General features: G+C 61.0%; 23 protein-coding genes. 14 read left to right on the top strand and 9 right to left on the bottom strand.

Annotated features, from left to right (window positions below; translation table 11 throughout):
• Window positions 1–5: 5 nt before the first annotated feature.
• The 7 genes from hisS to T3A99_RS21290 all read left to right on the top strand — a co-directional run bounded on the left by hisS (window position 6) and on the right by T3A99_RS21290 (window position 7,359).
• Window positions 6–1,295, top strand: a complete 1,290-nt coding sequence (hisS, locus tag T3A99_RS21260) for a histidine--tRNA ligase (protein WP_047227478.1) — start codon at window positions 6–8, stop codon at window positions 1,293–1,295.
• Between the two features lie 40 nt (window positions 1,296–1,335).
• A complete protein-coding gene (locus T3A99_RS21265; protein ID WP_047227479.1) occupies window positions 1,336–1,977 on the top strand; it encodes a YfgM family protein in 642 nt (213 codons plus the stop codon).
• Window positions 1,970–3,121, top strand: a complete 1,152-nt coding sequence (gene bamB / locus T3A99_RS21270; RefSeq protein WP_047227480.1) for an outer membrane protein assembly factor BamB — start codon at window positions 1,970–1,972, stop codon at window positions 3,119–3,121. Before T3A99_RS21265 ends, bamB begins: the two co-directional genes overlap by 8 nt.
• Window positions 3,122–3,320: 199 nt before the next feature.
• Window positions 3,321–4,793, top strand: a complete 1,473-nt coding sequence (gene der, locus T3A99_RS21275; protein ID WP_076386232.1) for a ribosome biogenesis GTPase Der — start codon at window positions 3,321–3,323, stop codon at window positions 4,791–4,793.
• A gap of 151 nt (window positions 4,794–4,944) precedes the next feature.
• The gene (locus tag T3A99_RS21280; protein WP_107321540.1) at window positions 4,945–6,093 is read left to right on the top strand and encodes a pyridoxal phosphate-dependent aminotransferase; all 1,149 of its coding nucleotides are present in this window, start codon (window positions 4,945–4,947) and stop codon (window positions 6,091–6,093) included.
• The gene (locus T3A99_RS21285) at window positions 6,081–6,872 is read left to right on the top strand and encodes an amidohydrolase (RefSeq protein WP_281459517.1); all 792 of its coding nucleotides are present in this window, start codon (window positions 6,081–6,083) and stop codon (window positions 6,870–6,872) included. The genes T3A99_RS21280 and T3A99_RS21285 overlap by 13 nt, the downstream gene beginning before the upstream one ends.
• A gap of 70 nt (window positions 6,873–6,942) precedes the next feature.
• Window positions 6,943–7,359: a hypothetical protein gene (locus T3A99_RS21290; RefSeq protein WP_047227483.1), complete on the top strand. Its 417-nt coding sequence runs from the start codon at window positions 6,943–6,945 to the stop codon at window positions 7,357–7,359.
• 206 nt (window positions 7,360–7,565) lie between these two features.
• Here T3A99_RS21290 and leuA read toward each other — a convergent pair whose 3' ends face one another.
• From leuA to xseA, 3 genes are all read right to left on the bottom strand, one after another.
• A complete protein-coding gene (gene leuA / locus T3A99_RS21295) occupies window positions 7,566–9,245 on the bottom strand; it encodes a 2-isopropylmalate synthase (RefSeq protein WP_047227484.1) in 1,680 nt (559 codons plus the stop codon).
• Window positions 9,246–9,711: 466 nt separating this feature from the next.
• Entirely contained in the window at window positions 9,712–10,533 is an 822-nt protein-coding gene (locus T3A99_RS21300) for a peptidoglycan DD-metalloendopeptidase family protein (protein ID WP_047227485.1), read from the bottom strand.
• A 3-nt stretch (window positions 10,534–10,536) separates the two neighbouring features.
• Window positions 10,537–11,916: an exodeoxyribonuclease VII large subunit gene (gene xseA / locus T3A99_RS21305; RefSeq protein WP_322834932.1), complete on the bottom strand. Its 1,380-nt coding sequence runs from the start codon at window positions 11,914–11,916 to the stop codon at window positions 10,537–10,539.
• A 151-nt stretch (window positions 11,917–12,067) separates the two neighbouring features.
• Between xseA and T3A99_RS21310 the strand changes: the two genes are divergently transcribed.
• From T3A99_RS21310 to guaA, 3 genes are all read left to right on the top strand, one after another.
• On the top strand, window positions 12,068–12,616 hold the full coding sequence (locus T3A99_RS21310; RefSeq protein ID WP_047227486.1) for a hypothetical protein: 549 nt from the start codon (window positions 12,068–12,070) through the stop codon (window positions 12,614–12,616).
• Between the two features lie 243 nt (window positions 12,617–12,859).
• Window positions 12,860–14,329 carry an IMP dehydrogenase gene (gene guaB, locus T3A99_RS21315; protein WP_047227487.1) on the top strand — a complete coding sequence of 490 codons (1,470 nt, stop codon included), beginning with the start codon at window positions 12,860–12,862 and terminating at the stop codon, window positions 14,327–14,329.
• Between the two features lie 79 nt (window positions 14,330–14,408).
• Window positions 14,409–15,986: a glutamine-hydrolyzing GMP synthase gene (guaA, locus tag T3A99_RS21320; protein WP_047227488.1), complete on the top strand. Its 1,578-nt coding sequence runs from the start codon at window positions 14,409–14,411 to the stop codon at window positions 15,984–15,986.
• A 184-nt stretch (window positions 15,987–16,170) separates the two neighbouring features.
• On the opposite strand, the gene T3A99_RS21325 is transcribed toward guaA, so the two are convergent.
• Both T3A99_RS21325 and T3A99_RS21330 read right to left on the bottom strand, forming a co-directional pair.
• Window positions 16,171–18,468: an autotransporter outer membrane beta-barrel domain-containing protein gene (locus tag T3A99_RS21325; RefSeq protein WP_173407358.1), complete on the bottom strand. Its 2,298-nt coding sequence runs from the start codon at window positions 18,466–18,468 to the stop codon at window positions 16,171–16,173.
• Window positions 18,469–18,736: 268 nt separating this feature from the next.
• A complete protein-coding gene (locus T3A99_RS21330) occupies window positions 18,737–19,636 on the bottom strand; it encodes an alpha/beta hydrolase (RefSeq protein ID WP_322834933.1) in 900 nt (299 codons plus the stop codon).
• A gap of 495 nt (window positions 19,637–20,131) precedes the next feature.
• Between T3A99_RS21330 and T3A99_RS21335 the strand changes: the two genes are divergently transcribed.
• The 4 genes from T3A99_RS21335 (at window position 20,132) to tadA (ending at window position 22,977) form a co-directional block, all read left to right on the top strand.
• Complete coding sequence (locus T3A99_RS21335; RefSeq protein ID WP_322834790.1) at window positions 20,132–20,407, top strand: hypothetical protein; 276 nt, start codon at window positions 20,132–20,134, stop codon at window positions 20,405–20,407.
• A 3-nt stretch (window positions 20,408–20,410) separates the two neighbouring features.
• Window positions 20,411–20,935: a helix-turn-helix transcriptional regulator gene (locus tag T3A99_RS21340; RefSeq protein ID WP_047227490.1), complete on the top strand. Its 525-nt coding sequence runs from the start codon at window positions 20,411–20,413 to the stop codon at window positions 20,933–20,935.
• Between the two features lie 168 nt (window positions 20,936–21,103).
• Entirely contained in the window at window positions 21,104–22,480 is a 1,377-nt protein-coding gene (locus T3A99_RS21345) for a multicopper oxidase family protein (protein ID WP_076386220.1), read from the top strand.
• Window positions 22,480–22,977: a tRNA adenosine(34) deaminase TadA gene (gene tadA, locus T3A99_RS21350; RefSeq protein ID WP_047227492.1), complete on the top strand. Its 498-nt coding sequence runs from the start codon at window positions 22,480–22,482 to the stop codon at window positions 22,975–22,977. Before T3A99_RS21345 ends, tadA begins: the two co-directional genes overlap by 1 nt.
• Window positions 22,978–23,237: 260 nt before the next feature.
• Here the strand turns inward: tadA and cmoB are convergent, their stop codons facing one another.
• From cmoB to T3A99_RS21370, 4 genes are all read right to left on the bottom strand, one after another.
• Window positions 23,238–24,194 (bottom strand): tRNA 5-methoxyuridine(34)/uridine 5-oxyacetic acid(34) synthase CmoB, encoded by a 957-nt coding sequence (gene cmoB, locus T3A99_RS21355; RefSeq protein WP_047227493.1) that lies wholly within the window; start codon window positions 24,192–24,194, stop codon window positions 23,238–23,240.
• Complete coding sequence (gene cmoA, locus T3A99_RS21360; RefSeq protein ID WP_139051087.1) at window positions 24,191–24,934, bottom strand: carboxy-S-adenosyl-L-methionine synthase CmoA; 744 nt, start codon at window positions 24,932–24,934, stop codon at window positions 24,191–24,193. The genes cmoB and cmoA overlap by 4 nt, the downstream gene beginning before the upstream one ends.
• A gap of 95 nt (window positions 24,935–25,029) precedes the next feature.
• Entirely contained in the window at window positions 25,030–25,665 is a 636-nt protein-coding gene (locus T3A99_RS21365) for a lysoplasmalogenase (RefSeq protein ID WP_047227495.1), read from the bottom strand.
• Window positions 25,666–25,667: 2 nt separating this feature from the next.
• Window positions 25,668–26,060, bottom strand: a complete 393-nt coding sequence (locus T3A99_RS21370; protein WP_107321546.1) for a protease inhibitor I42 family protein — start codon at window positions 26,058–26,060, stop codon at window positions 25,668–25,670.
• Between the last annotated feature and the right edge of the window lie 129 nt (window positions 26,061–26,189).

Consider the following 26,189-nt stretch of genomic DNA (forward strand, 5'->3'; position numbering starts at 1 on the left):
TACCTGTGAGCAAGTCCCTGCAAGCCATTCGTGGCATGAACGACATCCTGCCCGAGCAGACGCCCCTGTGGCGCTATTTCGAGGGCACCGTGGCGCGTTTGCTGGATAACTACGGTTACCGGCAGATCCGCATGCCGATCGTCGAGTTTACCGAACTGTTCAAGCGTTCCATCGGCGAAGTGACTGACATCGTCGAAAAAGAGATGTACACCTTCGAAGACCGCAACGGCGATTCGCTGACCTTGCGCCCCGAAGGCACGGCGGCGTGCGTGCGTGCGGTGCTCGAGCACGGCATTACCGGTGGTGGCCAGGTGCAGAAACTCTGGTACATCGGCCCGATGTTTCGCCACGAGCGTCCACAGAAAGGTCGTTATCGCCAGTTCCACCAGATAGGCCTGGAGGTATTCAACCTCGACGGTCCGGACATCGACGCCGAGCTGATCGTATTGACCTGGCGCCTGTGGGGCGAGCTGGGCATTCGTGATGCGGTCAAGCTCGAACTCAACAGCCTGGGCACCAGCGAGTCCCGTGGGCGCTACCGCGAAGCGCTGGTGGAGTTCCTGTCCGCTCACCTGGACAAGCTGGACGAAGACAGTCAGCGCCGCCTCAAGACCAATCCGCTGCGGGTGTTGGATACCAAGAACGCCGACACGCAGGCGATCCTGGTCGATGCGCCGAAAATGGCTGATTACCTCGACGATGAATCCCGTGCGCACTTCGAGGGGCTGAAGGCGCGTCTGGATGCCGTCGGTATTCCCTATGTCATCAACCCGAAGCTGGTCCGCGGGCTGGATTACTACAGCAAGACCGTCTTTGAATGGGTCACCGACAAGTTGGGCGCCCAGGGAACTGTGTGTGCCGGCGGCCGTTACGACGGGCTGGTGGAACAGATGGGCGGAAAGCCGACCTCGGGCGTGGGTTTTGCCATGGGCATCGAACGTCTGGTGTTGATGCTTGAGACGCTGGACAAGATCCCGCAGGAAATCGCCCGTCAGGTCGACGTTTACCTGTGCGCCTTCGGCGAAGCAGCCGAACTGGCGGCCCTGGCGCTGAGCGAGCGGGTCCGCGACCAGCTGCCCAACCTGCGCCTGCAGATCAACGCCGGCGGCGGCAGCTTCAAGAGCCAGTTCAAGAAGGCCGACAAGAGTGGTGCGCTGTATGCACTGATTCTCGGTGACGACGAATTGGCCCAGCAAGTGGTAGGTTTCAAACCCCTGCGTGGCCAGGGCGAACAACAAAGCATTGCCTGGGATGCGCTTGCCGCACACCTGGCCACCTGCGTCGTGCAGGGTTGAAGCTGTCAAACAGCCGATTTAGCGATTAAGGAGTATTGGGGTGTCGAGTACCGAAGATGAACAGCTGGCGGATTTGAAGGACTGGTGGACGCGCAACGGCAAGCCGCTGGTCACTGGCGGCCTGTTGGCGCTGGTCATCGTGTTCGGCTGGCAGGCCTGGCAGAAATACCAGAGCAACCAGGCGCAAGGCGCTTCGATGCTCTATCAGCAGTTGCTGGAAACCACCCTGACCCCGGACGGCAAGCCTGACGCTGCCCGCGTGGCGGAGTTGGCCGGCAAGCTCGACAACGAATTCGGCGGCACGGCCTACGCGCAATATGGCCGTCTGTTCGTGGCCAAGGTCGCGGTAGACACCGGCAAGCTGGACGACGCCGCCACCGAGCTGAAGGCCATTGTCGACAAGCCGGTCAACCCGACCCTGGGCGAAGTGGCGCGTCAGCGCCTGGCGCAGGTGCTGGCGGCGCAGAACAAGGCCGAAGATGCGTTGAAGCTGCTCGACGGTGATGCCGACAAGGCGTTCCTGGCGACCCGCGAAGAACTCAAGGGCGACCTGCTGGTACAGCTTGGTCGTGCTGATGAGGCCCATGCGGCCTACCAAAAAGCCAAGGCTGCGCTGTCGGATGAAGCCGCGGTCGGTGGCCTGCAAATCAAGCTGGACGACCTGGCCAAAGGGGATGCGTGACGTGATCCGTTGGAAACATGCAGCATTGCTGGCTCTGGCCATTCTGGCCGCGGGTTGCAGCAGCAACAGCAAGAAAGAACTGCCACCGGCCGAACTGACCGACTTCAAAGAAGAAGTCGTGCTGCAGAAGCAATGGAGTCGCTCCATCGGTGACGGCCAGGGTGAAACCTACAACATGCTGGTGCCAGCCATCGATGGCGACACTATCTATGCCTCCGACGTCACTGGCGTGGTGATGGCGATGGATCGCACCAATGGCGACGTCAAGTGGGAGCAGGATCTCGAACTGCCCGTTTCCGGCGCCGTTGGCGTGGGTTACGGGTTGGTTATGATCGGCACGCTCAAGGGCGAAATCGTGGCCCTGGACGCCAGCAGCGGTGAAGAGAAATGGCGCGCTCGCGTGACCAGTGAGGTCCTCGCACCGCCGGCCACCAACGGTGACGTGGTCGTGGTACAGACCCAGGATGACAGCCTGATCGGTCTGGATGCCGCCACTGGCGAGCAGCGCTGGTTGTACGACAGCACCCCGGCGGTACTGACCCTGCGCGGCACCAGTGCGCCGATCGTCACCAACCGCCTCGCGGTGGCCGGGTTGTCGACCGGTAAAGTGGTGGCCCTGGATATTTCCAACGGCGTGCCGGTCTGGGAACAGCGCGTGGCCATCCCACAGGGCCGTTCGGAACTGGAGCGCGTGGTCGACATCGACGGCGGCCTGCTGTTGTCTGGCAGTACGCTGTACGTTGCCAGCTACCAGGGACGCGTTGCGGCGCTGGACCTGGAAAGCGGTCGCCCGCTGTGGCAGCGCGATGCGTCCAGCTACGCCGGCGTCGCCGAGGGTTTGGGCAGCGTCTACGTGAGCCTGTCCTCGGGCACGGTTGAAGGCGTCGACGAGCGTTCCACCACCGCATTGTGGAGCAACGACTCCCTGGCCCGTCGTCAACTGTCGGCCCCGGAAGTGTTCTCCAGCTACGTTGCAGTCGGTGACCTGGAAGGTTACCTGCACCTGCTCAGCCAGGTGGACGGTCGTTTCGTCGGCCGTGAGCGCATCGACAGCGACGGCCTGCGTGCCCGTCCGCTGGTGGTGGGCAACATGATTTATGTGTATGGCAACAGCGGCAAACTGGAAGCCCTGACCATCAAGTAAGACTATGCTTGGGTTAATCCCAAGCGGCTTCATTTTTGTGGGAGCGAGCCTGCTCGCGAATGCGGTGGTCCAGTGGCATGGATGTCGACTGATCCAACGCTTTCGCGAGCAGGCTCGCTCCCACAGGATGGCCCCCGAGCACCAGCCGCTGCCTCGCAGCGGCTTTTGTATTTTCTGAAATAACGAAGTGGAGAGCCGCATGGTTCCCGTAATCGCCCTGGTGGGCCGACCGAACGTCGGCAAGTCCACCTTGTTCAACCGCCTGACCAGGACTCGCGACGCCATTGTCGGCGACTTGTCCGGTCTGACCCGTGATCGCCAATACGGTGAGGCCAAGTGGCAAGGGCGTACCTATATTCTGGTCGACACCGGTGGCATCTCCGGTGATGAACACGGCATGGACGAAAAAATGGCCGAGCAGTCGCTGCTCGCCATCGAAGAAGCGGATGTGGTGCTGTTCCTGGTAGACGCCAAGGCCGGTTTTACCGCCGCCGACCAGATGATCGCCGAGCATCTGCGCAAACGTAACAAGCGTTCCTATGTGGTGGCCAACAAGGTCGACAACATCGACCCGGACATGGCCCGCGCCGAATTCGCGCCGTTGGGCATGGGCCAGGCGATCCCGATCGCCGGCGCCCACGGTCGTGGCATCACCCAGATGCTGGAAATCGCCCTGGCTGATTTCCCCAAAGACGACGAAGACGAACCGGAAGACGGTGAAGAAGAAATCGTTGCCGAAGGCGAGGAAGCCAAGCGCATTCCTGGCCCTAGCGAAAAAGACGGGATCAAGATCGCCATCATCGGCCGCCCGAACGTCGGCAAGTCGACATTGGTCAACCGCATGCTCGGCGAAGACCGGGTCATCGTGTACGACCAGCCCGGCACCACCCGCGACAGTATCTACATCCCGTTCGAGCGTAACGAAGAGAAGTACACGCTGATCGACACGGCCGGTGTGCGCAAGCGCGGCAAGATCCACGAAGAAGTCGAAAAGTTCTCCGTGGTCAAAACCCTGCAGGCGATCAAAGACGCCAACGTGGTGATCTTCGTGATGGACGCCCGCGAAGGCGTGGTCGATCACGACCTGAACCTGCTGGGCTTCGCCCTGGAAGCCGGCCGTGCGTTGGTCATCGCGATCAACAAGTGGGACGGCATGACGCCTAGCGAACGGGATTTCGTCAAGGTTGAACTGCAGCGTCGCTTGTTCTTCGTGGACTTTGCCGACATCCACTTCATCTCGGCCTTGCACGGCACGGGCGTGGGCAACCTCTACGCGTCGGTGCAGAACTCGTTCAAGTCGGCGGTCACCCGCTGGCCGACCAATCGTCTGACCCAGATCCTGGAAGACGCCGTCGGCGAGCACGCGCCACCGATGGTCAACAACCGCCGGATCAAGCTGCGTTACGCTCACCTGGGTGGCGCCAACCCGCCGATCATCGTGATTCACGGTAACCAGATCGAGAAGGTGCCCAAGTCGTACGTCCGGTATCTGGAAAACACTTATCGCCGCGTCCTGAAGCTGGTCGGCACGCCGATCCGCATCGAGTTCAAGGGCGGCGAGAACCCGTACGAAGGCAACAAGAACACGCTCACCGACCGTCAGGTCAACAAGAAGCGCCGCTTGATGTCGCACCATAAGAAGGCTGACAAGAAGCGTCGTGATAAACGCTGATCGATAGTCACCGCAGTTCCACTGTGGGAGCGAGTTGTGTCAGCGTAAGAAGGGTGCCCTTGGTGGCACCCTTTTTCATGCCCGGCGATTGGGCTATCCTCGACCTCTCCCGCGCCGCGCCAGAGCCGGGTGTAGACGCAGGGAACCCCCAATGATCACCAGCAAGTTGCCGAATGTCGGCATCACTATCTTCACCCAGATGTCCCAGCTCGCCGCGCAGACCGGCGCGCTCAATCTGTCCCAGGGGTTTCCCGATTTCGATGGTCCGCAGGCCCTGCGCGATGCAGTCGGCCGGCATGTCGCCCAAGGGCATAACCAATACTCGCCCATGACCGGTTTGCCGGCGCTGCGCCAGCAGATCGCGGCGAAGATCGCCCGCAGCTATGGCGTCACCGTCGATGCCGACCAGGAAGTGACCGTGACCCCCGGTGCGACCCAGGCGATTTTCTGCGCCATTGCGGCAGTGGTTCACAGCGGCGACGAAGTGATCGTGTTCGACCCTTGCTACGACAGCTATGAGCCCGCCGTCGAGTTGGCCGGTGGCCGTTGCGTGCATGTGCAATTGGGCCTGGATGATTTCGCCATCGATTTCCAGAAGCTCGGTGAAGCCCTGAGCCCGCGTACGCGCATGATCATTCTCAATACACCGCACAATCCCAGTGGCGCTCTGATCAGCCGCGCCGAACTCGACCAGTTGGCGGCGCTGATTCGTGACCGCGATATTTACCTGATCAGTGACGAAGTCTACGAACACCTGGTGTTCGACGGCGTCGCCCACGCCAGTGTCCTGGCCCATGAAGAACTGTACCGGCGGGCCTTTGTGGTCAGTTCGTTTGGCAAGACCTACCACGTCACCGGCTGGAAAACCGGCTATGTGGTGGCGCCACCGGCCCTGACGGCGGAACTGCGCAAGGTGCATCAGTACGTCAGCTTCTGCGGCGTGACGCCGTTGCAGTACGCCCTGGCCGACTACATGGCCGATCACCCGGAGCACGTCGAAGAACTGCCGGACTTCTACCAGGCCAAGCGTGACCTGTTCTGCGATTTGCTGGCCCCCTCGCGCTTCAGTTTCAAGCGAGTACCCGGCACCTATTTCCAACTGGTGGATTACTCGCAGATCCGCCCGGACCTCAATGACGTCGACATGGCAGTCTGGATGACCCGTGAGCACGGCGTGGCGACGATCCCTGTCTCGGTGTTCTACCAGAACCCACCCGAAGGCCAGCGCTTGGTGCGCCTGTGCTTTGCCAAACGCGAGGAGACGCTGCGCGAAGCGGCGGAAAAACTATGCGTGATCTGAGTACCTTGCCCAATCTCAATGTTGCGCTGATCCAGACCACCCTGGCCTGGCACGATCGCCAGGCCAATCTGGAACATTTCGAGGGCTTGCTTGCGCAGGCGCGCGGGGCGGACCTGATTATCCTGCCGGAAATGTTCACCACGGGTTTTTCCATGGAGTCCGAGACCCTGGCTGAGCCGGAAAACGGTCCTTCGCACAAGTGGCTCCAGGCTCAGGCTGCGAAGCTCGGAGCGGTGATCACCGGCAGTGTGATTATCCAGGCCGCCGACGGCAGCCATCGCAATCGTCTGCTCTGGGCACGACCGGACGGCGAAGTGCTGCATTACGACAAGCGTCATCTGTTCCGCATGGCCGGTGAGCATAATCACTACACGCCGGGCGAGCGCCAGGTGCTGTTCGAACTCAACGGCTGGCGGATCCGCCCGCTGATTTGCTATGACCTGCGTTTCCCGGTGTGGAGCCGCGACGCCGAGGACACCGACCTGTTGCTGTACACCGCCAACTGGCCCGGCGCGCGGCGCCAGCACTGGAACCGCTTGCTGCCGGCCCGAGCAATCGAGAACCTGTGCTACGTGGCCGCGGTAAACCGCATCGGTCACGACGGCAAGGGCTTTGCCTATACCGGTGACAGTCAGGTGCTGGACTTTCAGGGCGAAACCCTGCTCAGCGCCGGTGAGGCCGACGGGGTATTCACTGTGTGCCTGAGTGCAGCGGAGCTGGCGGCATATCGCACTCGCTTTCCGGCGAACCTGGATGCCGATCGTTTTGAATTCATCTGATTGAAACGTTTCAGCCCTTCAGAAGCGCTGGTGTTTGCCGATAACCGGGGCAGCCAAGGAGAAGTCCCTTATGACCAGCATCAGCGCAATCACGGTAAATCCATACCCTCTCTCTGCACCCAAGGTTTCCATCAAGGGTGCGGAAGACGAAGCAGCAGTCAGCCCTGCGGTATCGACTGACGCCAGCGAAGACAAAGACCGCCAGTTGAAAGTTGACACCAGTGGCGCGAACATCGGCGGTGCTCCAGCCAGCGGCAGCGGCGATGTCATCGAGCAGCTGAAAAAACAGATAGAGCAAACTGAAAAACTGCTGGCCGAGCAGCAAGCCCAGTTGGCTCGCGTGCAGAAAAGCCAGGCCAACCAGGAGCAGAAAGCCCAGGAAGCCATGGCGATCCAGACTCAGATCATGGCGACCCAGGCCACATTACAGACCTTGCAGGCCGCTTTGCTGCAGGCGATGACAATTTCGATCGATACCCATGCCTGATATTTGGGTTGTCTGACAGGCCGCCATCGCGAGCAAGCTCGCTCCCACACTGATCTTCAGCGGGTTCAAAATCCTGTGCCCACCTCAGATTCCCTGTGGGAGCGAGCCTGCTCGCGATGAGGCCGGAACAGTCACCCAAGTCATCAGCCAAACAAAAAGGCCCCAGGGTTCACACCCCAGGGCCTTTTTGCATTTCAGCTAAACCATCAGGCCGCTTTGGCTTCCGGCTGGCTCAGGGAGCGGTTCAGCGCGCTGAACAGGGCCTTGAAGCTGGCGGTGGTGATGTTTTCATCGATACCCACGCCGTGCACCGCACGCTCACCGTTGACCCGCAGCTCGATGTACGCCGCAGCCTTGGCGTTGGTGCCGGCGCCGATGGCGTGTTCGTTGTAGTCCATGATCTCCACCGGAATCGGCAGCCCGGCCACCAGCGCTTCCAGCGCGCCGTTGCCCTTGCCGCGCCAGTGCAGGTTGGTCTCGCCCTGGCCCTTGCTGGCCACTTCGACTTCCACGGCGCTGTTGCCGTTTTCTTCCTGCAGACGATGGCTGACCAGCGCGTACGGGGTGTTGGCTTGCAGGTATTCGCTGTGGAGCAGGGCATGGATCTGCTGGGCGGTCATTTCCAGGCCCAGGCGATCGGTTTCGCGCTGAACCACCTGGCTGAACTCGATCTGCATGCGACGCGGCAGGCTGATGCCGTATTCCTGCTCCAGCAGGTAGGCGATACCGCCCTTGCCCGACTGGCTGTTGACCCGGATCACCGCCTCGTAGCTGCGGCCAATGTCGGCCGGGTCGATCGGCAGGTACGGCACTTCCCACAGGGTGTCCGGTTTCTGCTGGGCAAAACCTTTGCGAATGGCATCCTGGTGCGAGCCGGAGAACGCGGTGTGAACCAGGTCGCCCACGTACGGATGACGCGGGTGCACCGGGATCTGGTTGCACTCTTCGACCACTTTGCGCACGCCGTCGATGTCGGAGAAATCCAGCTCAGGGTTGATGCCCTGGGTGTAGAGGTTCAGCGCGACGGTCACCAGGTCGACGTTACCGGTGCGTTCGCCGTTGCCGAACAGGCAGCCTTCGACACGGTCGGCGCCGGCCATCAGGCCCAGTTCGGTGGCGGCTACGCCGGTGCCACGGTCGTTATGGGTGTGCAGGCTGATGAGCACGCTGTCGCGACGGGTGATGTTGCGACCGAACCACTCGATCTGGTCGGCGTAGACGTTCGGAGTCGCGACTTCCACGGTGGCCGGCAGGTTGAGGATGACCTTGCGCTCAGGCGTCGGGTTCCAGACCTCGATCACTGCATCGCAGACTTCCTTGGCGAACTCCAGCTCGGTGGCGCTGAAGGTTTCTGGCGAGTATTCGAACTGCCACTGGGTTTCTGGCTGCTGCGCGGCGTATTTGACGAACAGCTTGGCCGCATTCACCGCGATTTCCTTCACGCCTTCCTTGTCCTGGTTGAACACGATGCGGCGGAACGAAGGGCTGGTGGCGTTGTACAGGTGGACGATGGCTTTTTTCGCGCCGCGCAGGGATTCGAACGTGCGGGCGATCAGGTCTTCACGGGCCTGGGTCAGCACCTGGATGGTGGTGTCGTCCGGGATGTGGCCTTCTTCGATGAGGGTACGCACGAAGTCGAAGTCGGTCTGCGAAGCCGCCGGGAACGACGCTTCGATTTCCTTCACGCCCACGGCGACCAGGGTTTTCCAGAAACGCAGCTTCTTGGCGGCGTCCATCGGCTCGATCAGCGACTGATTGCCGTCACGCAGGTCGGAGCTGCACCAGATCGGCGCGGCGGTGATGGTCTTCGACGGCCAAGTGCGATCCGGCAGGTTGATGGTCGGGAAGGCGCGGTACTTGGAAGACGGGTCTTTGAGCATGCTCATCGCAGAATCCTTTTATTGTCGTGGCCGGGAAAAGGCGGCCTGCCGGTGGTTCGAACGGGGTGGCTTTACAGCCGGAACGAGGTGCCGCGATTCAGCCCGGCAGTCGTGCGCTGACGAGGCACAGGCTACGGTGCTGGCGAAGCTGAATGAGGGTGTGAGAGGTTTTCATGCCTTCAACCCTAACCGCGCGGAGGGCGGATCGCAAGCAGTCGGGAAAAATTGAGATAAGTTCTGTTTTTAGGCGGGTTTGCGCGATTTAATCGCGCAGGTTCGAGGTGATGATCTTTGAAATTGCGTGGATGTTTTGAGCTTGGCAATTCGCTGGATGGTGGTGATGCGGCTGCCGTCATCGCGAGCAGGCTCGCTCCCACAGGGATTTTCTGTTGGTCACAAATGGTGTGTTCACAAGAGATCCAAGTGTGGGAGCGAGCCTGCTCGCGATGACGGCAGCTTCACCGCAAAAAACTCAGGGCTGGAATGCCCCGATAAAAATCGCCGGATCCACCCGCGCATCGTTCAGGCTGATATTCCAGTGCATGTGCGGGCCAGTTGCCCGGCCCGTGGAGCCGACTTTGCCGACGACCGTGCCGCGCTTGAGCTGCTGGCCGACCTTCACGTCGATCTTCGACATGTGGCAGAACATGCTGATGAAACCCTGGCCGTGATCGACAAACACGGTGTTGCCATTGAAGAAGTAATTGCCGGTGAGGATCACCTTGCCAGCGGCCGGAGTCTTGATGGGTGTGCCGGCGGGCACGGCGAAGTCCAGGCCTGCGTGGGGGTTGCGTTCTTCGCCGTTGAAGAAGCGCCGCACGCCGAACTTGCTCGACATCGGACCATTGACCGGCTTGTCCAGCAGCAGGTTGCTGGGGATGTTCGGGCTGAAGCTGCGATAGGCCTTCAGTTGCACGGCCAGTTCGGCGTTGATGCGTTTGAGGTCCGCCGGGTTCGGATTGACCTGGCGCTTGTTCTTCAGGGTGATGTGTTGCTCGGGGTACTTTTTATAGCCGACCACGAACGGCTGGGTGCTGCCGCCACTGCTGATCTGCTGGGTGCCGGGCTTGACCGTCAGCGGGATGCCGACAATCGCCAGCCAGTTATCCTTTTCCTTGACCACCAGCACCGGTTTGCCCTGGTAACTGGCTTTTGGCGCCTGGGCCGCGCTGCCCAGGTCCACCACGGCCACGCCGCCGGGCACCGGTTTGTTCAGCAGGCGGGTGATGTAACTGTCGGCGTTGGCGTTGAAGGTCAGGCACAGCAAGAGCAATGGGGCGAGATATCGCGGCATGAATCAATCCAATAGAGAAAGGGTGACCGGCGTCAGGTGATTGTCTTCGACCCGCACCAGCAGTTCGCCTTCACCGAGCCGCGCGGTCAGGCGCTGGCCGGTTTGGGTCTGCGCGGCGTTGCGGATCGCCTGGCCGCGTTCGTCCAGCAAAATACTGTAGCCGCGGCCGAGGGTCGCCAGGGGGCTGACAATGTGCAGCGTCTGCATCTGGTTTTGCAGTTGCAGGCGTCGCGCCTTCAGGCCCTCGCGCATGGCCCGGGGCAAGCGCGCGGCGAGGCTGTCCAGGCGTTGGTGCAGCAGTGCCAGGTGCCGCCCCGGATGTTGCCCGGCCAGGCGGGTTTCCAGGCGGATCAGGCGTTCGCGGCGGGTATTGAGGCTGCGCTCGAAGGCCCGGCGCATGCGCATGTCCAGGTCGTCGAGGCGCTGGGCTTGCTGGCGCAGGCGCTCACCGGGGTGGCGCAGGCGTCGGGTCAGCCCTTCGAGGCGCAGTTGATCGCGCATCAGGCGGTCGCGTATGCGCATCACCAGCCGCCGGTGCAGGCTTTCGACCCGGCGCACCAGGTCGCCAGCATCGGGGGCCAGCAGTTCGGCAGCGGCGGACGGGGTCGGGGCGCGCACGTCAGCGACGAAATCGCTGATGGATACGTCGGTCTCATGGCCGACGGCGCTGACGATCGGCGTGACGCAGGCGTCCACCGCCCTGGCCACGGCTTCTTCGTTGAAGCACCACAAGTCTTCCAGCGAGCCGCCGCCTCGGGCCAGGATCAGCGCATCGAACCCCCGGGCATCCGCCAGTTTCAGCGCACGGACGATTTGCGCGGTGGCTTCGCGGCCCTGTACGGCGGTGGGGATCAGCGTCAGGGAAATCTGCGGCGCACGGCGGCGGAACACGCTGATGATGTCGCGGATCACCGCGCCGGTGGGCGAACTGATGATGCCGATGCGTTGCGGATGGGCCGGCAGCGGCACCTTGCGCTCGGCGCTGAACAGGCCTTCGGCGCTGAGCTTTTCCTTGAGCGCATCGAAGGCCAGGCGCAGGGCGCCATCGCCGGCCGGTTCCACGGTGTCGAGAATCAGCTGATAGTCGCCGCGCCCCTCGAACAGTGAGACCTTGCCGCGTACTTTCACCGCCAGTCCGTCTTTGAGGGCTTGACGCACCCGCGCGGCATTTTGCCGGAAGAGTGCGCAACGCACCTGGGCGCCGCTGTCCTTGAGGGTGAAATACACATGGCCGGAGGCAGGGCGGGCAAGGTTGGAAATTTCGCCCTCGACCCAGATGTTGCTGAACACGTCTTCAAGCAGCACCCGCGCACGGCCGTTGAGCTGGCTGACAGTCAGGACCTCGCGGTCCAGGCCCAGTCGGGCAAAGGGATCTTTAATCATGGGCAGCATGATAAGGGCATTCGCTGCTCAATCTCCATGTTCACCGAAAAACCTTCCGGGAATTGGCGCGGTACAATGCACCATTGCCCATAGGTTCAAGGTGGGCGCGGGCTTGCTCGTCGCCACCCGTAGATTCGCCGCAGGATGTCCCATGAATTCGCAAAGCATCATCGTCCCGAAAATTTCCTCCTTGCCGGTCCACGAGCCTCGGGCCCGGGCGGTTGTGCGCTGGCTGGTGCGCAAGAATATCGTCGAAGAACAACTGACCACCTGCGGGCGTACCGGCAATCGCATGGCCCACGCCATCGCCCCCGGCGCCCGCGAGGTGGTCATGCACCCTGAGGCCTTGCCGTTTGGCGAACCGGTCAATGGCCTGGAAATCATCACCAAGCGCTGCATCTATACCCCGGCCAAAGGCTTTCTCGAGGAAGCGGGCTGCGCCGAATGCCGCAAGGAAATCGGCGAGGCGCTGTTCGAAAGCCTGGAAGACTGGATGCCGGCCCGCACCGACAACTTCACCTGCCCAGAGTGTGGGCATGAAGATGACATCAACGGGTTTCTGTTCCTGCAACCGTGTGGCTTTTCCAATTTGGGGTTTATCTTCAACAACTGGCTGGAGGCGGGGTTCAAGCAGGACTTTATCGACGAGTTCGCCGACTGGCTGGATCAGCCGGTGAGTTGGGTGAAGGTGGAGCTATAGAGGCGACGCGGTAACCGGTGTGGGAGCGAGCTTGCTCGCGAAAGCGGTGGGTCAGCTACATATAAGTGAATGACACCCCGCCATCGCGAGCAAGCTCGCTCCCACAGGGAAATGCGTTGGCAGTCAGGCATTGATTTAGCCCATCGATCACCCCGGCAATAATAGACAGAGTTTTACATTGAGCCAGAGGGGGTGCATGTATATAATGGCGCGCTTCCATTTTCCCGCTCGGGAGCCCCCGCGATGCTGCGTATCAGCCAAGAAGCTCTGACCTTCGACGACATTCTCCTAGTGCCCGGTTATTCCGAGGTACTGCCTAACGAAGTCAGTCTCAAAACCCGTCTTACCCGTGGCATCGAACTGAATATCCCGTTGGTTTCCGCCGCCATGGACACCGTGACCGAAGCCCGTCTGGCCATTGCCATGGCCCAGGAAGGCGGTATCGGTATCATCCACAAGAACATGACCATCGAACAGCAGGCCGCCGAAGTGCGCAAGGTCAAGCGGTTCGAGGCTGGCGTGGTCAAGGACCCGATCACCATCGAGGCTGACGCCACGGTTCGTGATCTGTTCGAACTGACCCGCATGCACAACATCTCCGGCGTTCCGGTGCTGCACGATGGCGACCTGGTCGGCATCGTCACCTCCCGCGACGTGCGTTTCGAGAACCGCCTGGACGCCACCGTCCGTCAGGTGATGACGCCTAAAGAGCGTCTGGTCACGGTCAAGGAAGGCATCGGCAAGGACGAAGTTCGCGAGTTGCTGCACAAGCACCGCATCGAGCGCGTGCTGATCGTCGACGACAAGTTCGCCCTCAAGGGCATGATGACCGTCAATGACATCGAAAAAGCCAAGGCTTATCCGCTGGCCAGTAAGGACGACCAGGGTCGTCTGCGCGTAGGCGCTGCGGTCGGCACCGGCAAGGACACTGGCGACCGCGTCGCGGCCCTGGTCAATGCCGGCGTCGACGTGGTGGTGGTCGACACCGCCCACGGTCACTCCAAAGGCGTGATCGACCGCGTTCGCTGGGTCAAGCAGAACTTCCCTGAAGTGCAGGTGATCGGCGGCAACATTGCCACCGGCGCTGCCGCCAAGGCCCTGGCCGAAGCTGGCGCCGACGCGGTCAAGGTCGGTATCGGCCCAGGCTCGATCTGCACCACCCGCATCGTTGCCGGTGTCGGCGTGCCGCAGATCAGCGCTATCGCCAACGTCGCCGCAGCCCTTGAAGGCACTGGCGTACCGTTGATCGCCGACGGCGGCATCCGCTTCTCCGGTGACCTGTCCAAGGCCATCGTCGCCGGGGCCTCCTGCGTGATGATGGGTTCGATGTTCGCCGGTACTGAAGAAGCGCCGGGCGAGATCGAGCTGTTCCAGGGCCGTAGCTACAAGGCTTACCGCGGCATGGGCTCGCTGGGTGCCATGTCCCAGGCCCAGGGCTCCTCCGACCGTTATTTCCAGGACTCCTCCGCGGGTGCCGAGAAGCTGGTGCCCGAAGGCATCGAAGGTCGCGTGCCATACAAAGGCACCCTGAGCGCCATCATCCATCAACTGATGGGCGGCCTGCGTTCTTCCATGGGTTACACCGGCAGCGCCAACATCGAAGAGATGCGCACCAAGCCGGAGTTCGTGCGCATCACCGGCGCCGGCATGGCCGAGTCCCATGTCCACGACGTACAGATCACCAAGGAAGCGCCGAACTACCGCGTAGGTTAAGGCCTTCAGCAAAACGTTAATCACCGGGGCTGTTCATTCAGCCCCGAGTTGTTTCTGATTCACTACATGAGAATGAGTCATGGCCCTCGACATTCACGCTCACCGCATCCTGATCCTCGACTTCGGTTCCCAGTACACCCAGCTGATCGCCCGCCGCGTGCGTGAAATCGGCGTGTACTGCGAATTGCATCCGTTCGACATGGATGACGAAGCGATTCGCGAATTCGCGCCTAAAGGCGTCATCCTCGCCGGCGGCCCCGAGTCCGTGCACGAAGCCGACAGCCCGCGTTGCCCGCAAGCGGTGTTCGACCTGGGCGTGCCGGTCTTCGGTATCTGCTACGGCATGCAGACCATGGCTGAACAGCTGGGCGGTAAGGTAGAAGGCTCCGACCTGCGTGAGTTCGGTTATGCCCGCGTCGACGTGGTCGGCAAGAGCCGCCTGCTGGATGGCATCGAAGACCACATCGACGCCGACGGCCTGTTTGGCCTCGACGTGTGGATGAGCCACGGTGACAAGGTCACCAAGATGCCGGAAGACTTCCACATCCTGGCCAGCACCCCGAGCTGCCCGATTGCCGGCATGTTCAACGATGATCGCCGTTACTACGGCGTGCAGTTCCACCCGGAAGTGACCCATACCAAGCAAGGCGGTCGCATCCTGTCGCGCTTCATCCTCGATATCTGCGAGTGCGAAGCCCTGTGGACACCATCGAAAATCGCTGAAGACGCCATCGCCCAGGTTCGCGCCCAGGTCGGCACCGACAACGTACTGCTCGGCTTGTCCGGCGGCGTGGACTCCTCGGTGGTTGCCGCGTTGCTGCACAAGGCCATCGGCGACCAGTTGACCTGCGTCTTCGTCGACAACGGCCTGCTGCGCCTGCACGAAGGCGAGCAAGTGATGGCCATGTTCGCCGAGAACATGGGCGTCAAGGTGATCCGCGCCAACGCCGAAGAGCAGTTCCTGAACAACCTGGCCGGCGAGTCCGACCCGGAGAAGAAGCGCAAGATCATCGGTCGCACCTTCATCGACGTATTCGATGCCGAATCCTGCAAGCTGGACAACATCAAGTACCTGGCCCAAGGCACCATCTACCCCGACGTGATCGAGTCGGCCGGCGCCAAGAGCGGCAAGGCCCACGTGATCAAGTCCCACCACAACGTCGGTGGCCTGCCGGAAGAAATGAACCTCAAGCTGGTCGAGCCGCTGCGCGAGTTGTTCAAGGACGAGGTGCGTCGCCTCGGCCTGGAACTGGGCCTGCCGTACGACATGGTCTACCGCCACCCATTCCCGGGCCCGGGCCTGGGCGTGCGGATCCTTGGTGAAGTGAAGAAGGAATACGCCGACCTGCTGCGTCGCGCCGACCACATCTTCATCGAAGAACTGCGCAAGGCCGACTGGTACCACAAGGTCAGCCAGGCGTTCGTGGTGTTCCAGCCGGTGAAATCGGTTGGCGTGGTCGGCGATGGCCGTCGCTACGCCTGGGTCGTGGCCCTGCGCGCCGTGGAAACCATCGACTTCATGACCGCTCGCTGGGCGCACCTGCCGTACGAGCTGCTGGAAACCGTTTCCGGGCGGATCATCAACGAAATCGAAGGCATCTCCCGCGTGACGTATGACGTGTCGAGCAAGCCGCCGGCGACGATTGAGTGGGAATAAGGTTGATCCGCAGCTCTCTGTTTTATAAGTAAAAAACTAGAGAGCCCCAGGTCGAAACAGAATTGTGACCTGGGTGATATTCAGTCAGGCAAGTGACATCGCCAGACGCTTACAGGCTTTACCATCAGCCTCAAACAACAAAACCCGCATTGGCGGGTTTTGTTGTTTCAGACGAACACGTTGATCAGAAGTCGTAACGCACGTTCGCAGTGAAGGTGTCGGCGTCGAAACCACTGCTGGTCAGGTAGTTGTACGTCCCTCCCACGCTCCACGCGCCCACGCGGTAGTTCGCGCCCAGTCCCAGCTCGTAGCTGTCGCGCGCCGGTGTCGCGCCTGTGGTGGTGAAGGGGGTACCACCGAGTACGAAGGTGGAGGTGGTGCCGGCCTTGTCGCCGATGAAATCGTGCCAGGCCATCAGCTTGGCTTCCGGTTCCAGGCTGCCCACACCTACGTCAAAAGCGGCCGCCAGACGAGCGCCCAGGCCCATTTCGCCGATTTCATAACGCTGGCTGCCGACGTTGAGGGCGGCTGAGCTACCTTTTTCACGGTACGAATCAATCGACACGTTGGCATAACGCGCACCGATCTGTGGTTCCAGCAGCCACTGCTTGTCGAGCTGGAAAGTGTAGCCTGCCAGTGCGTTGACGCCGAAGATCTCACTGTCGTAGTCGGCCTTGGCGCGGGTACCGGCGATGTAGCGTTTGGACTCGTTGTCGTTCCAGCCATACATCAGCGAGGTGTCGACAAAGAAGTTGTCATGGGTCCAGTTGCCGTACAGGGTCAGTGCATGGCCGCTGACGTCGGTTTTGTGGCCCAGGTCGGATTTAACGTCGCTGGTCAGGTAGCTGTAAGCCAGGCCCATGGTGGTATCGGCGTTGAGCTTGCCGTCGGCACCCACGGCGATGCCGTTGGTGTTGGCGTCGTAGCCGTCGATACCGTGGCGGCTGTCCTGGTTGGCATCGCTGGACAGCGCTTGCAGCCATACGCCTTGTTCTGCCAGGACGTCACCGGAGGACAGACCGCTACGCGCTTTGCTGGCGCGGCGGTTGATGGCACTTGCGACCAGGTTCTGGCTGTTGGTGGCGGCGTTGATCGCCCCGCGGCTGACGTCCGGGGTCAGGGTTTCGGCAAGTTCGGCCAGATCTTCACTGGTGGCGGCGTTGGCGAAACGCTGGAATACCGGGTCACTTTCGTCCAACTGGCCCATGACCGTGTTCTTGAACGGATTGATGGCGTTCACCGCGTTGCGCGAACCACGGGCACCCAGCAGGTCTTGCGTGATCGCCTCATCACTGCGGGTGGCAACCAGTGCTTTCACGTCCTGACCTTCAATGCCGAAGTTCCTCACCTCAAGCAACGCCGAGGAGGAAACCACGGACAGGTTCTGCGGGTCTTCCCAAGTGCCAGAGTTGATGAGGGTGTAGCGGGTGCCCGACGTGCGGAAGTCGTCGGAGCGAGCCTGCAGTTCGATCTGGCTGCCTGGAGAGAAGTAGGTATTGCCGGTGACTTTCAGGATCGGCGTGTTGGGCAGTGTGTTGTTATCCAGCAGCAGGCGCAAACGCGCAGTCTCGCTGTCCATGTCGAGGTCGCCCACAATCGTAGTCTGCGGGCGAAGCAGAGTCAGGCGGCCCCCGTCGATATCGACGAAACCGGCGCGGATGGTCGAGCCATCGAACATCGCGTCCCCTTGCACCAGCACACCACTCAGGCCCAGCAGGTCACCCTTGACCTGACCACCTTGCCAGTAGAAATACGAAGGGGAGGCATTGTCGTCCGCCAGAATTGCTGCGGTGCCGCCTTCGATCAGGCCACCTGTCTGCCTGATGGTGAGGATGTCGAAACCGCCGGAGGTGTCGAGACTGCGAAAATGGATACCGACTCCATCGGCGGAGATAGTCCCGCTGTTGTTGATATCGCTCTTGAAGGGAGCGCCTGTCATCTGACCGGTAAAGCGAGCGTTCTCGATCTCGATACCCGCAGAGTCGATGCCACGAGCGGTGATAGTGCCCGAGTTATTGATGTTCGCCTGGGTCGAGGTGATCATCATGCCGTTGGCATCTTCGCCAGTCACAGTGATGTTGCCGTTGTTGTTCACTTCGCCAGCGATATTCGCCAGATACAGGTCCAGCCCCATGGCGCCATTGCCGCTCACCGTAATGTCGCCATGATTTACCAGATCGCCAGCGACGGTGGAATTGAGGGTCATGGCGATGCCGGCCGGGATGTCGCTGGGGTTCGCGGCCGTCAGGTTGATGTTGCCCTGGTTGACCAGGTTGCCCGCCAGGGTCACGTCGGTCAGCTCTACACCAGCGTTTTGCGACGTCCCGGTGAAGGTGGCGTTATTGAAAACGTCACCGGAGCTGCTGTATGCCCCTGTGCTCAGGTCGTGGTTGAAGTCGGGTGCGGGTGCGGCATGGACCGTGGCAGTGGCAGCCGCGATGGACAGCGCCAACAACGAGCGGCGCAGGTGGGAGATGTTCAAGACAGTATCCTTACAGGGTAGAAACTGACAGAGAACAACCTGCGCGTCAGCGTCTGTTTTAGGCTTCCCTGCCAGCTTGTCAGTGAAGTGCTGATTCAAGCGCGGTGAAATTTACACGATGCTTGTAGGGCAAATCACCATAAAAAGAATAAATGACGAAGAAAAAGCTAAAAAATGCGACGTTACAGTTATTTTTTGAGGCTTTATAGGGTTATTCAGCAATAAGCGGAACTTAAGGTCACCGTCGTGGTCACGCCCGGGTCAGGCACTAGGGGGAATAGTGTTCGGATGTTTTTAAACGGACGTGCCCACCCTTAATCTCAGGATTCTCATGTGCCAATGGAATTTTGGCCCACCGGCTCCATGTCGCTTCCCACCCCCTATCATGGCTGGCTCCTGGTACATGGACGTATTGGGAAAGGGGCGAGCCCAGCGCCTGTTGGTACCTATCAGCTAAACGACCTGGAACAATCAGGTCTGCTTCTCCGATGAGATGACGCTGGGGCAATAAGGCGAGTCGACTACGATAGTCCAGCGGATCCAGTGAACCGTCGAGTGGCGACAGTCCTTTCATCGTCGCCCACAGACGTGGACTGAGATTGCCAGCAAGGGTTTGCACCTGAGTAACATCATTGCGCTGTGCCGCTAACAATAATGCGAGAGCGCCTCCACCTGAATACCCCACCAGTTCGAACTCCCTATTGCCATATCGCTGTTTCAGTTGGTCCAGCGCCTGGCTGAGACGGGTGACCACTTCCTGAGAAAAGCGGCGATTGGTCCAGAGTGCTGATTGACAGACTGCGGCCATGACGAACTGGCAGGGGCGTGCCAGGTACGCGTTCGGTGTCGGATCATCGACCGCCAGTCGTGGCACTAACAGATTGTGCGGGCTCGGATCCAGGCTGGGTTGAGTGGCCGTCGCCCAGGAATGGCCATCGCCTTCCAGGTAGACACGCAGGCGAGTCATCTTTTCCCCAGTGTGCGGCGCAAGTATGAGGAGGGGGAAGGCGTGGCCTGGCAAGACCTCCCATTGTCGGCCGTGCTCTTCAGCCAGTTGTTGCAGTGCCTCGCGCGGCGATTGGCAGGCGATGAGAAGCGCGCTGACCATCACCATCCAGGCTTTATAGAAGCCGGCCAATGTCCCACGACAGGAAAAGTATCTACTCATCATCTGTCGTAACACACCTTGGCAATTGGCAGCATCGGCATTGAAGTCGGCATTGGCGGTGTAGTTCTTGGTTAAGTTAGGGCGGCGATGGCAGGATGTGGCGACCAGCCTATCCCAGTTCGAAGCGCTGCCATTTATAGATCCGATTTCGATCCCCAAGTTGCTGATTCAACGCAGCAGATGCGCGAAGAGTCTCTTATCTGCGCATGCTGCACGAATGACCACCGTATCGATGTGTACAGGAAAACCCTGTGGATAACCTCTCCAGGGTTTTTTCATTTTGACTGGCCTTACTATTTCTCATCTGCGGGTCTCCTGAGGAAAGCTTCTGTCAGGCGGTTTTCCCGTCACGTTTCGCTACGATTACCGTCTCAGCGGGGGCCGAGAGGCGCTTATCATCGGGCGGTATGGCCTACGGGTATCGCAGCTATTGAAGAGCGGGCCAAGGTTGTCGATTGACAACCTAGTGGGCCATGCGAATACTGGAGATCACGGATGAGTCGTCCCTCGCACCCGAAGAAAGAGGTCGAAGAAGTGCTTAGGCATGCCGAAGCGCAGGGCTGGCGTGTAGTAGTTGGCGGTAGTCACGCCTGGGGGCGGGCTTATTGTCCTTATAACGATGAGGACTGCCGCTGCGGTGAGTTCTGCATTACGTCGATATGGAGCATGCCAAAGAACCCTGGCAATCACGCGCGAGCATTGCGGCGCGTTGTGGACAATTGCACTGCGCATCGTAATTGGCGCGAAGCTGATGACGGTGCTGAGGACTAGGAAATGGAATACACCTTTACCTTGAAATATCAGCTCGCTGGTGATGACTGTCCCGCGGATGAACTGGTCGAGCGGCTGGGTGAGGCTGGCTGCGACGACGCTCTGGTAGGCATTGGGCAACCGGGGCGGCTGGCGCTTGAGTTCACTCGGGAGGCTGAGGATGCGATCAAGGCCGTGCTTAGTGCCCTGGGCGATGTCCGCCGCGCGGTGCCGTCGGCCAAACTGATCGAGGTTGCTCCTGATTGGGTCGGGCTGACCGACGTAGCCGAAATCGTAGGCGTATCTCGACAGAACATGCGCAAGCTGATGTTGGCTCATCCTGGCAGCTTCCCGACGCCTGTGCACGAAGGGAGTTCGTCTATCTGGCACTTGGCAGACATCCTGACCTGGCTGCAGGCCAAGGGCAGCTATTCACTTCCCAAGCACGTGTTGGATCTGGCGCAGGTGGCTTTGCAGGTCAACGTTGCGAAAGAGGGGCGGCGGTTACCTGGCTTGGCTGTCAGAGAGTTGGAAGTTTTGGTTGGGTGACGGTCTGAACCGCTTGGGGCGCCATTAGGCGCCCTTGTCGCATCTGACGATGATGGCTCGACCGGGCGACGCGACAATCCTTCACTTAATATTTCTCAATTGCAGGTGTATCGTATTCGCCTTTTGCGGGCCCCAGGGTCCGTCGCAGATTCAAGAGGTGGTCGCTTAATGTCCTTTACCCGTCGCCAAATACTCGGTGGCCTGGCCGGTCTTGTTGTCGTTGGCGTAGGGGCGGGGGGCGCGTCGCGGTATTGGTTGGGCAAGATGGCCGATGCCGAGGCCGGTCACGACTATGAGTTGATCGCCGCGCCCCTGGACGTGGAGCTGGTGGCCGGGCACAAGACCCAGGCCTGGGCTTTTGGTCCGTCGGCACCGGGTACTGAATTGCGGGTGCGTCAGGGCGAATGGTTGCGGGTGCGCTTCATTAATCACCTGCCGGTTGCGACCACCATTCACTGGCACGGTATCCGTCTGCCGCTGGAGATGGACGGCGTGCCGTATGTCTCGCAATTGCCGGTGCTGCCGGGTGAATACTTCGATTACAAGTTTCGTGTGCCGGACGCCGGCAGCTATTGGTATCACCCCCACGTCAACAGCAGCGAAGAGCTCGGTCGCGGGCTTGTTGGGCCTTTGATTGTCGAGGAGCGTGAGCCCACCGGCTTCAAATACGAACAAACCCTCAGCCTCAAGAACTGGCATGTGGATGAGCAAGGCGAGTTCGTCGCCTTCAGCATTCCCCGTGAAGCGGCGCGTGGAGGGACGGCCGGGCGTCTGTCGACTATCAACGGCGTGCCGCTGCCGGTGATTGATCTGCCGGCCGGGCAGATCACCCGGGTACGCTTGCTGAACCTGGACAATACCCTGACCTACCGCATCAACATTCCTGGCGTCGAGGCGCAGATCTACGCCCTGGACGGTAACCCTGTCGCGCCGCGCCCGTTGGGCAAGGAATACTGGCTCGGTCCAGGCATGCGCATTTGCCTGGCGATCAAGGCGCCGGCGGCCGGGGAGGAGTTGTCATTGCGCAATGGTCCGGTGCGGCTGGGCACTTTGCGCTCCGTGCCCAACAACGAGGCGCCGGCCCAGTGGCCGCCCGCGCTGCCACCTAACCCGGTGGCCGAGCCGGACCTGGCCAATGCCGAGAAACTCAACTTCAATTTCGAGTGGGTCGGTTCGGTGTCGGTCAATGTCGACAACGGCAAACCACCGAGTTTGTGGCAGATCAACGGCAAGGCCTGGGACATCACCGACAAGACCTGCGCCGACCGGCCAATCGCCACGTTGAAAAAAGGCCAGAGCTATATTTTCGAATTGAAGAACATGACTCAGTACCAGCATCCGATCCATTTGCACGGCATGAGCTTCAAAGTGATTGCGTCCAACCGGCACAAGGTCATCCCATATTTCACCGACACTTACCTGCTGGGCAAGAACGAGCGGGCGCAGGTCGCGCTGGTGGCGGATAACCCGGGGGTGTGGATGTTCCACTGCCATGTGATCGACCACATGGAAACCGGCCTGATGGCCGCCATCGAGGTGGCGTGATGCGCCAGATTCGCCCCGCCAAAATCATCGACCGCAGCCGTGACCAGGATTTCATGCGCGAAGCCCTGAGCCTCGCCGCACAAGGCGCGGCTTTGGGTGAAGTGCCGGTGGGCGCGGTGCTGGTGCAGGACGGTGAGATCATCGGCCGCGGCTTCAACTGCCCGATCAGCGGCCACGACCCCAGCGCCCATGCGGAAATGGTCGCCATCCGCGCCGCCGCCCAGGCCGTGAGCAACTATCGCCTGCCCGGCAGCACCCTCTATGTGACGCTGGAGCCGTGCAGCATGTGCGCCGGCCTCATCGTTCACTCGCGCATCGCCCGGGTCGTCTACGGCGCCCTGGAGCCCAAGGCCGGCATTGTGCAGAGCCAGGGGCAGTTTTTCAGCCAGGGGTTTCTGAATCACCGGGTGATGTTCGAGGGCGGGGTGTTGGCTGACGAGTGCAGTGCGGTGTTGAGCGAGTTCTTCAAGGCCCGCAGAGCCAAATCCCAAGACTGACGCTGTACCCTGTGGGAGCGGGCTTGCTCGCGAAAGCGGCGTGTCAGTCACATAGATGTTGAATGGTCCGCCGCCATCGCGAGCAAGCTCAGCTCCCACATGGGGTCCCGGGTGTCCACAGATCCTGCGTTCACCACAATCCCTGTGGGAGCTGAGCTTGCTCGCGATAGCGGTGGGTCAGCTTGCATTCATGTTGAATGTGCTGCCGCCTTCGCGAGCAAGCCCGCTCCCACAGAGGGGGGTTATGGTACCTGGGCGATTTATTTCCGCGCCACAATCACCGCCCGCATTGGCGCCGGCAGTCCTTCGATGGTTTTGCTGTGGTCGGCGGGATCGAGAAAGTCGCTAAGCGACTGATACTTCATCCACTCGGTGCTGCGCTGTTCTTCCACAGTGGTCAAGCTCACGTCCACACAGCGCACATCGCTGAAGCCGGCGCGGCGCAGCCAGCGTTCCAGGGCCGGTACCGAGGGCAGGAACCACACGTTGCGCATCTGTGCGTAACGGTCCTCGGGGACCAGCACCTGATGTTCATCGCCCTCGATCACCAGGGTTTCCAGGACCAGTTCGCCGCCCTTGACCAGGCAATCCTTGAGCGCCAGCAAATGCTCGATTGGCGAGCGGCGATGGTAGAACACGCCCATGGAAAACACTGTGTCGAAGCCTTCCAGCTCCGGCGGCAGCGCCTCGAATGGGAAAGGCAGGTGCCAGGCGTTGGGCTGCGAGAGGTAGCGCTGCACCGCCTGGAACTGGCAGAAGAACAGCCAGTTGGGGTCGACGCCGATCACCGTGTCGGCACCGGCGCCGAGCATCCGCCACATGTAATAACCATTGCCGCAGCCCACATCGAGAATGCGCTTGCCCACCAGGTCCAGGTGCGGGGCGACCCGCGACCACTTCCAGTCCGAACGCCATTCGGTGTCAACGTGCACGCCAAACAGGTCGAAAGGCCCTTTGCGCCACGGCGACAGGCCCATCAGCGCAGTTCGCATCTGTTCACGGGTTTCGTCGCTGCAATCGGTGTCGAGGGTCAGGCCGTTCAGCAGGTCGATCCGGGTCGGTTGCAGCACCGGCAAGGCATCGAGGGCGCTTTGCCAACGCTCCAGGTCGCCATGACCCTTTTCCATTTTGCTGTCCAGTTGCGTTTGCAGCGTCGCGGCCCAATCGGCCAGAGGTGTGCCGGCCAGATGGCGGGCCAGGGGAGACAGATCAATCATGGCAGGGCAATCAACGAGGCAAAATTAAGACACTGGAACCACGGCACGACTTTCGAGAAACCGGCTGCCAGCAGGCGTTCGCGGTGTTCTTCGAGGCTGTCGGGCTTCATGACGTTTTCGATGGCGCTGCGCTTCTGGGCGATTTCCAGCTCGCTGTAGCCGTTGGCGCGCTTGAACGCCACATGCAGGTCGTTGAGCAGCGCGTGCTCTTGTTCATCGTTAAAGCGCAGCTTCTCCGAGAGGATCAACGCACCGCCGGGCAGCAGGGACTGGCGAATGCGGCTCAACAAGGCGGTACGCTGATCCGGCGCGATGAATTGCAGGGTGAAGTTCAGCGCTACCACCGAGGCCGGCTGGAACGTCAGGGCGAGGATGTCGCCTTCGATCACTTCAACCGGCAGCAACTCCTGGAACATCGAGTCCTGGCCGTTAAGGTACTCGCGGCAGCGCTCGACCATGGCCGCCGAGTTATCCACCGCAATCACCCGGCAACCGTCGGTGCGCACATGGCGGCGCAGGGCCTGGGTCACCGCGCCCAGGGACGAGCCCAGGTCGTAGAGGACGCTGCCCGGCTGGGCAAATTGCGCGGCGAGCACGCCCAGGTTCTCGACGATGGTCGGGTAACCCGGCACCGAACGCTTGATCATGTCCGGAAACACCCGCACCACGTCCTCGTTAAAGGCGAAGTCAGGCACCTGGGCCAGGGGCTGGGCGAATAGACGATCGGGTTCTTTGCTCACGGCAGTTCCAGCGGCATGGGTGGTGAAAAGGCCGGCATTTTAACCAAAAAACCTCTGGGAGCGAGCCTTTGTGAGCGCCGGGCTTGCTCTCTGGTTCAGTGGTTTTTTTGAGTGAAGGCCGACGCCGCAATGCCCCACTGGCCCAGCCAATAACTGATGATGATCAGGTAAGGCGCGGCATGAAAGGGCGCCACGAACCGGTTTATGCCAATGACGCTGTCGGAAAACACAAACGCCAGAGCCCCGGCAGCGGCCAGCCAGGCCGAGCGCTCGGGGACTTCAGTACCCAATCGCGCCAGCGCACGCCAGAGCATGGCGCTGATGGCCAGGCCATAGACAATCACCGGGACGAGCAAAGGCCCCAGACCGCTCGATATCAGAATCCCCAGCAGCGTTGCGCCAAGCCCCAATGCCAGGGCCAGCGATAGCAACGCCGGACGGCGACAGTCGCTGAGGTAGGCTTTCAGATAGGCCAGGTGCGCCAGCAGAAACGCGCCAAGGCCGAACACGAACAGATCCCCGGGCCAAGCCAGCAGCACATCGCCCACCAGCGAGAAAATCAAGCCCAGGCTGATCCAGCGTCGATATTCGCTGGGTGGCGCATCGTGCAGCCAGCCGAGCAGGGCCAGCACCGGCATCGGCTTGACCAGCAGGCACAGCAGGGTGGCATGCACAGTGAGCCCGTACACATAGGTGGCCGCGCCCATCAATGCAAGGATCAGCCAACCCATGGTCAATTCACCGAAATGGCGCAGTCGAAGGTTTCCACCGGCGGCACTTCAGGTGCCCAGGGCTGTTGATAAGTCAGGCGCAAGCGACCGGTTCCGGCAGCAAATGCCTGGAAACGCCAGGTTGATACCCCGGCCGCGCCGACGATGCCGGCGTCTTCCGGGTTGCGGTAAACCTCAGGCCCCAAGGCCTTCAGCACGCCGCCAGCCGAATCCTGGACTGCCCAGCGATAACCGGTGCTGGGGTTGCTGGGCAAATTCAGGATCAGGTTCTGGCCGTTAGTGAGCTGCACCGGGCACTGGCTCAGTTTTTCCACGGTCACGTTGTGTTTCGGTTGCGTGGCGCAGGCACTCAGCAGGGCGAGACTGAAAGGGACGAGCAGGCGGGTGAGGGACATAAGGGCTCCGGCATTCACGACGAACGGCGAGCATAACCGAAGATGCTACTGGGTGTGTCAGCGGGGCATGTGTTGGATCTCATGGCCTTATCGCGAGCAGGCTCGCTCCCACAAGGGTTTGGTGTGGAT

The sequence above is a fragment of the Pseudomonas sp. N-137 genome, from assembly GCF_034555295.1.
Taxonomy (GTDB): domain Bacteria; phylum Pseudomonadota; class Gammaproteobacteria; order Pseudomonadales; family Pseudomonadaceae; genus Aquipseudomonas; species Aquipseudomonas rhizophila.

Excerpts from the sequence above, each read along its gene's own strand:
- bamB (WP_047227480.1), top strand. The coding sequence starts at position 1,970 with ATGCGTGACGTGATCCGTTGGAAACATGCAGCATTGCTGGCTCTGGCC.
- der (WP_076386232.1), top strand. The coding sequence starts at position 3,321 with ATGGTTCCCGTAATCGCCCTGGTGGGCCGACCGAACGTCGGCAAGTCC.
- T3A99_RS21280 (WP_107321540.1), top strand. The coding sequence starts at position 4,945 with ATGATCACCAGCAAGTTGCCGAATGTCGGCATCACTATCTTCACCCAG.
- T3A99_RS21285 (WP_281459517.1), top strand. The coding sequence starts at position 6,081 with ATGCGTGATCTGAGTACCTTGCCCAATCTCAATGTTGCGCTGATCCAG.
- T3A99_RS21290 (WP_047227483.1), top strand. The coding sequence starts at position 6,943 with ATGACCAGCATCAGCGCAATCACGGTAAATCCATACCCTCTCTCTGCA.
- leuA (WP_047227484.1), bottom strand. The coding sequence starts at position 9,245 with ATGAGCATGCTCAAAGACCCGTCTTCCAAGTACCGCGCCTTCCCGACC.
- T3A99_RS21300 (WP_047227485.1), bottom strand. The coding sequence starts at position 10,533 with ATGCCGCGATATCTCGCCCCATTGCTCTTGCTGTGCCTGACCTTCAAC.
- xseA (WP_322834932.1), bottom strand. The coding sequence starts at position 11,916 with ATGATTAAAGATCCCTTTGCCCGACTGGGCCTGGACCGCGAGGTCCTG.
- T3A99_RS21310 (WP_047227486.1), top strand. The coding sequence starts at position 12,068 with ATGAATTCGCAAAGCATCATCGTCCCGAAAATTTCCTCCTTGCCGGTC.
- guaB (WP_047227487.1), top strand. The coding sequence starts at position 12,860 with ATGCTGCGTATCAGCCAAGAAGCTCTGACCTTCGACGACATTCTCCTA.
- guaA (WP_047227488.1), top strand. The coding sequence starts at position 14,409 with ATGGCCCTCGACATTCACGCTCACCGCATCCTGATCCTCGACTTCGGT.
- T3A99_RS21330 (WP_322834933.1), bottom strand. The coding sequence starts at position 19,636 with ATGAGTAGATACTTTTCCTGTCGTGGGACATTGGCCGGCTTCTATAAA.
- T3A99_RS21335 (WP_322834790.1), top strand. The coding sequence starts at position 20,132 with ATGAGTCGTCCCTCGCACCCGAAGAAAGAGGTCGAAGAAGTGCTTAGG.
- T3A99_RS21340 (WP_047227490.1), top strand. The coding sequence starts at position 20,411 with ATGGAATACACCTTTACCTTGAAATATCAGCTCGCTGGTGATGACTGT.
- T3A99_RS21345 (WP_076386220.1), top strand. The coding sequence starts at position 21,104 with ATGTCCTTTACCCGTCGCCAAATACTCGGTGGCCTGGCCGGTCTTGTT.
- tadA (WP_047227492.1), top strand. The coding sequence starts at position 22,480 with ATGCGCCAGATTCGCCCCGCCAAAATCATCGACCGCAGCCGTGACCAG.
- cmoB (WP_047227493.1), bottom strand. The coding sequence starts at position 24,194 with ATGATTGATCTGTCTCCCCTGGCCCGCCATCTGGCCGGCACACCTCTG.
- T3A99_RS21365 (WP_047227495.1), bottom strand. The coding sequence starts at position 25,665 with ATGGGTTGGCTGATCCTTGCATTGATGGGCGCGGCCACCTATGTGTAC.
- T3A99_RS21370 (WP_107321546.1), bottom strand. The coding sequence starts at position 26,060 with ATGTCCCTCACCCGCCTGCTCGTCCCTTTCAGTCTCGCCCTGCTGAGT.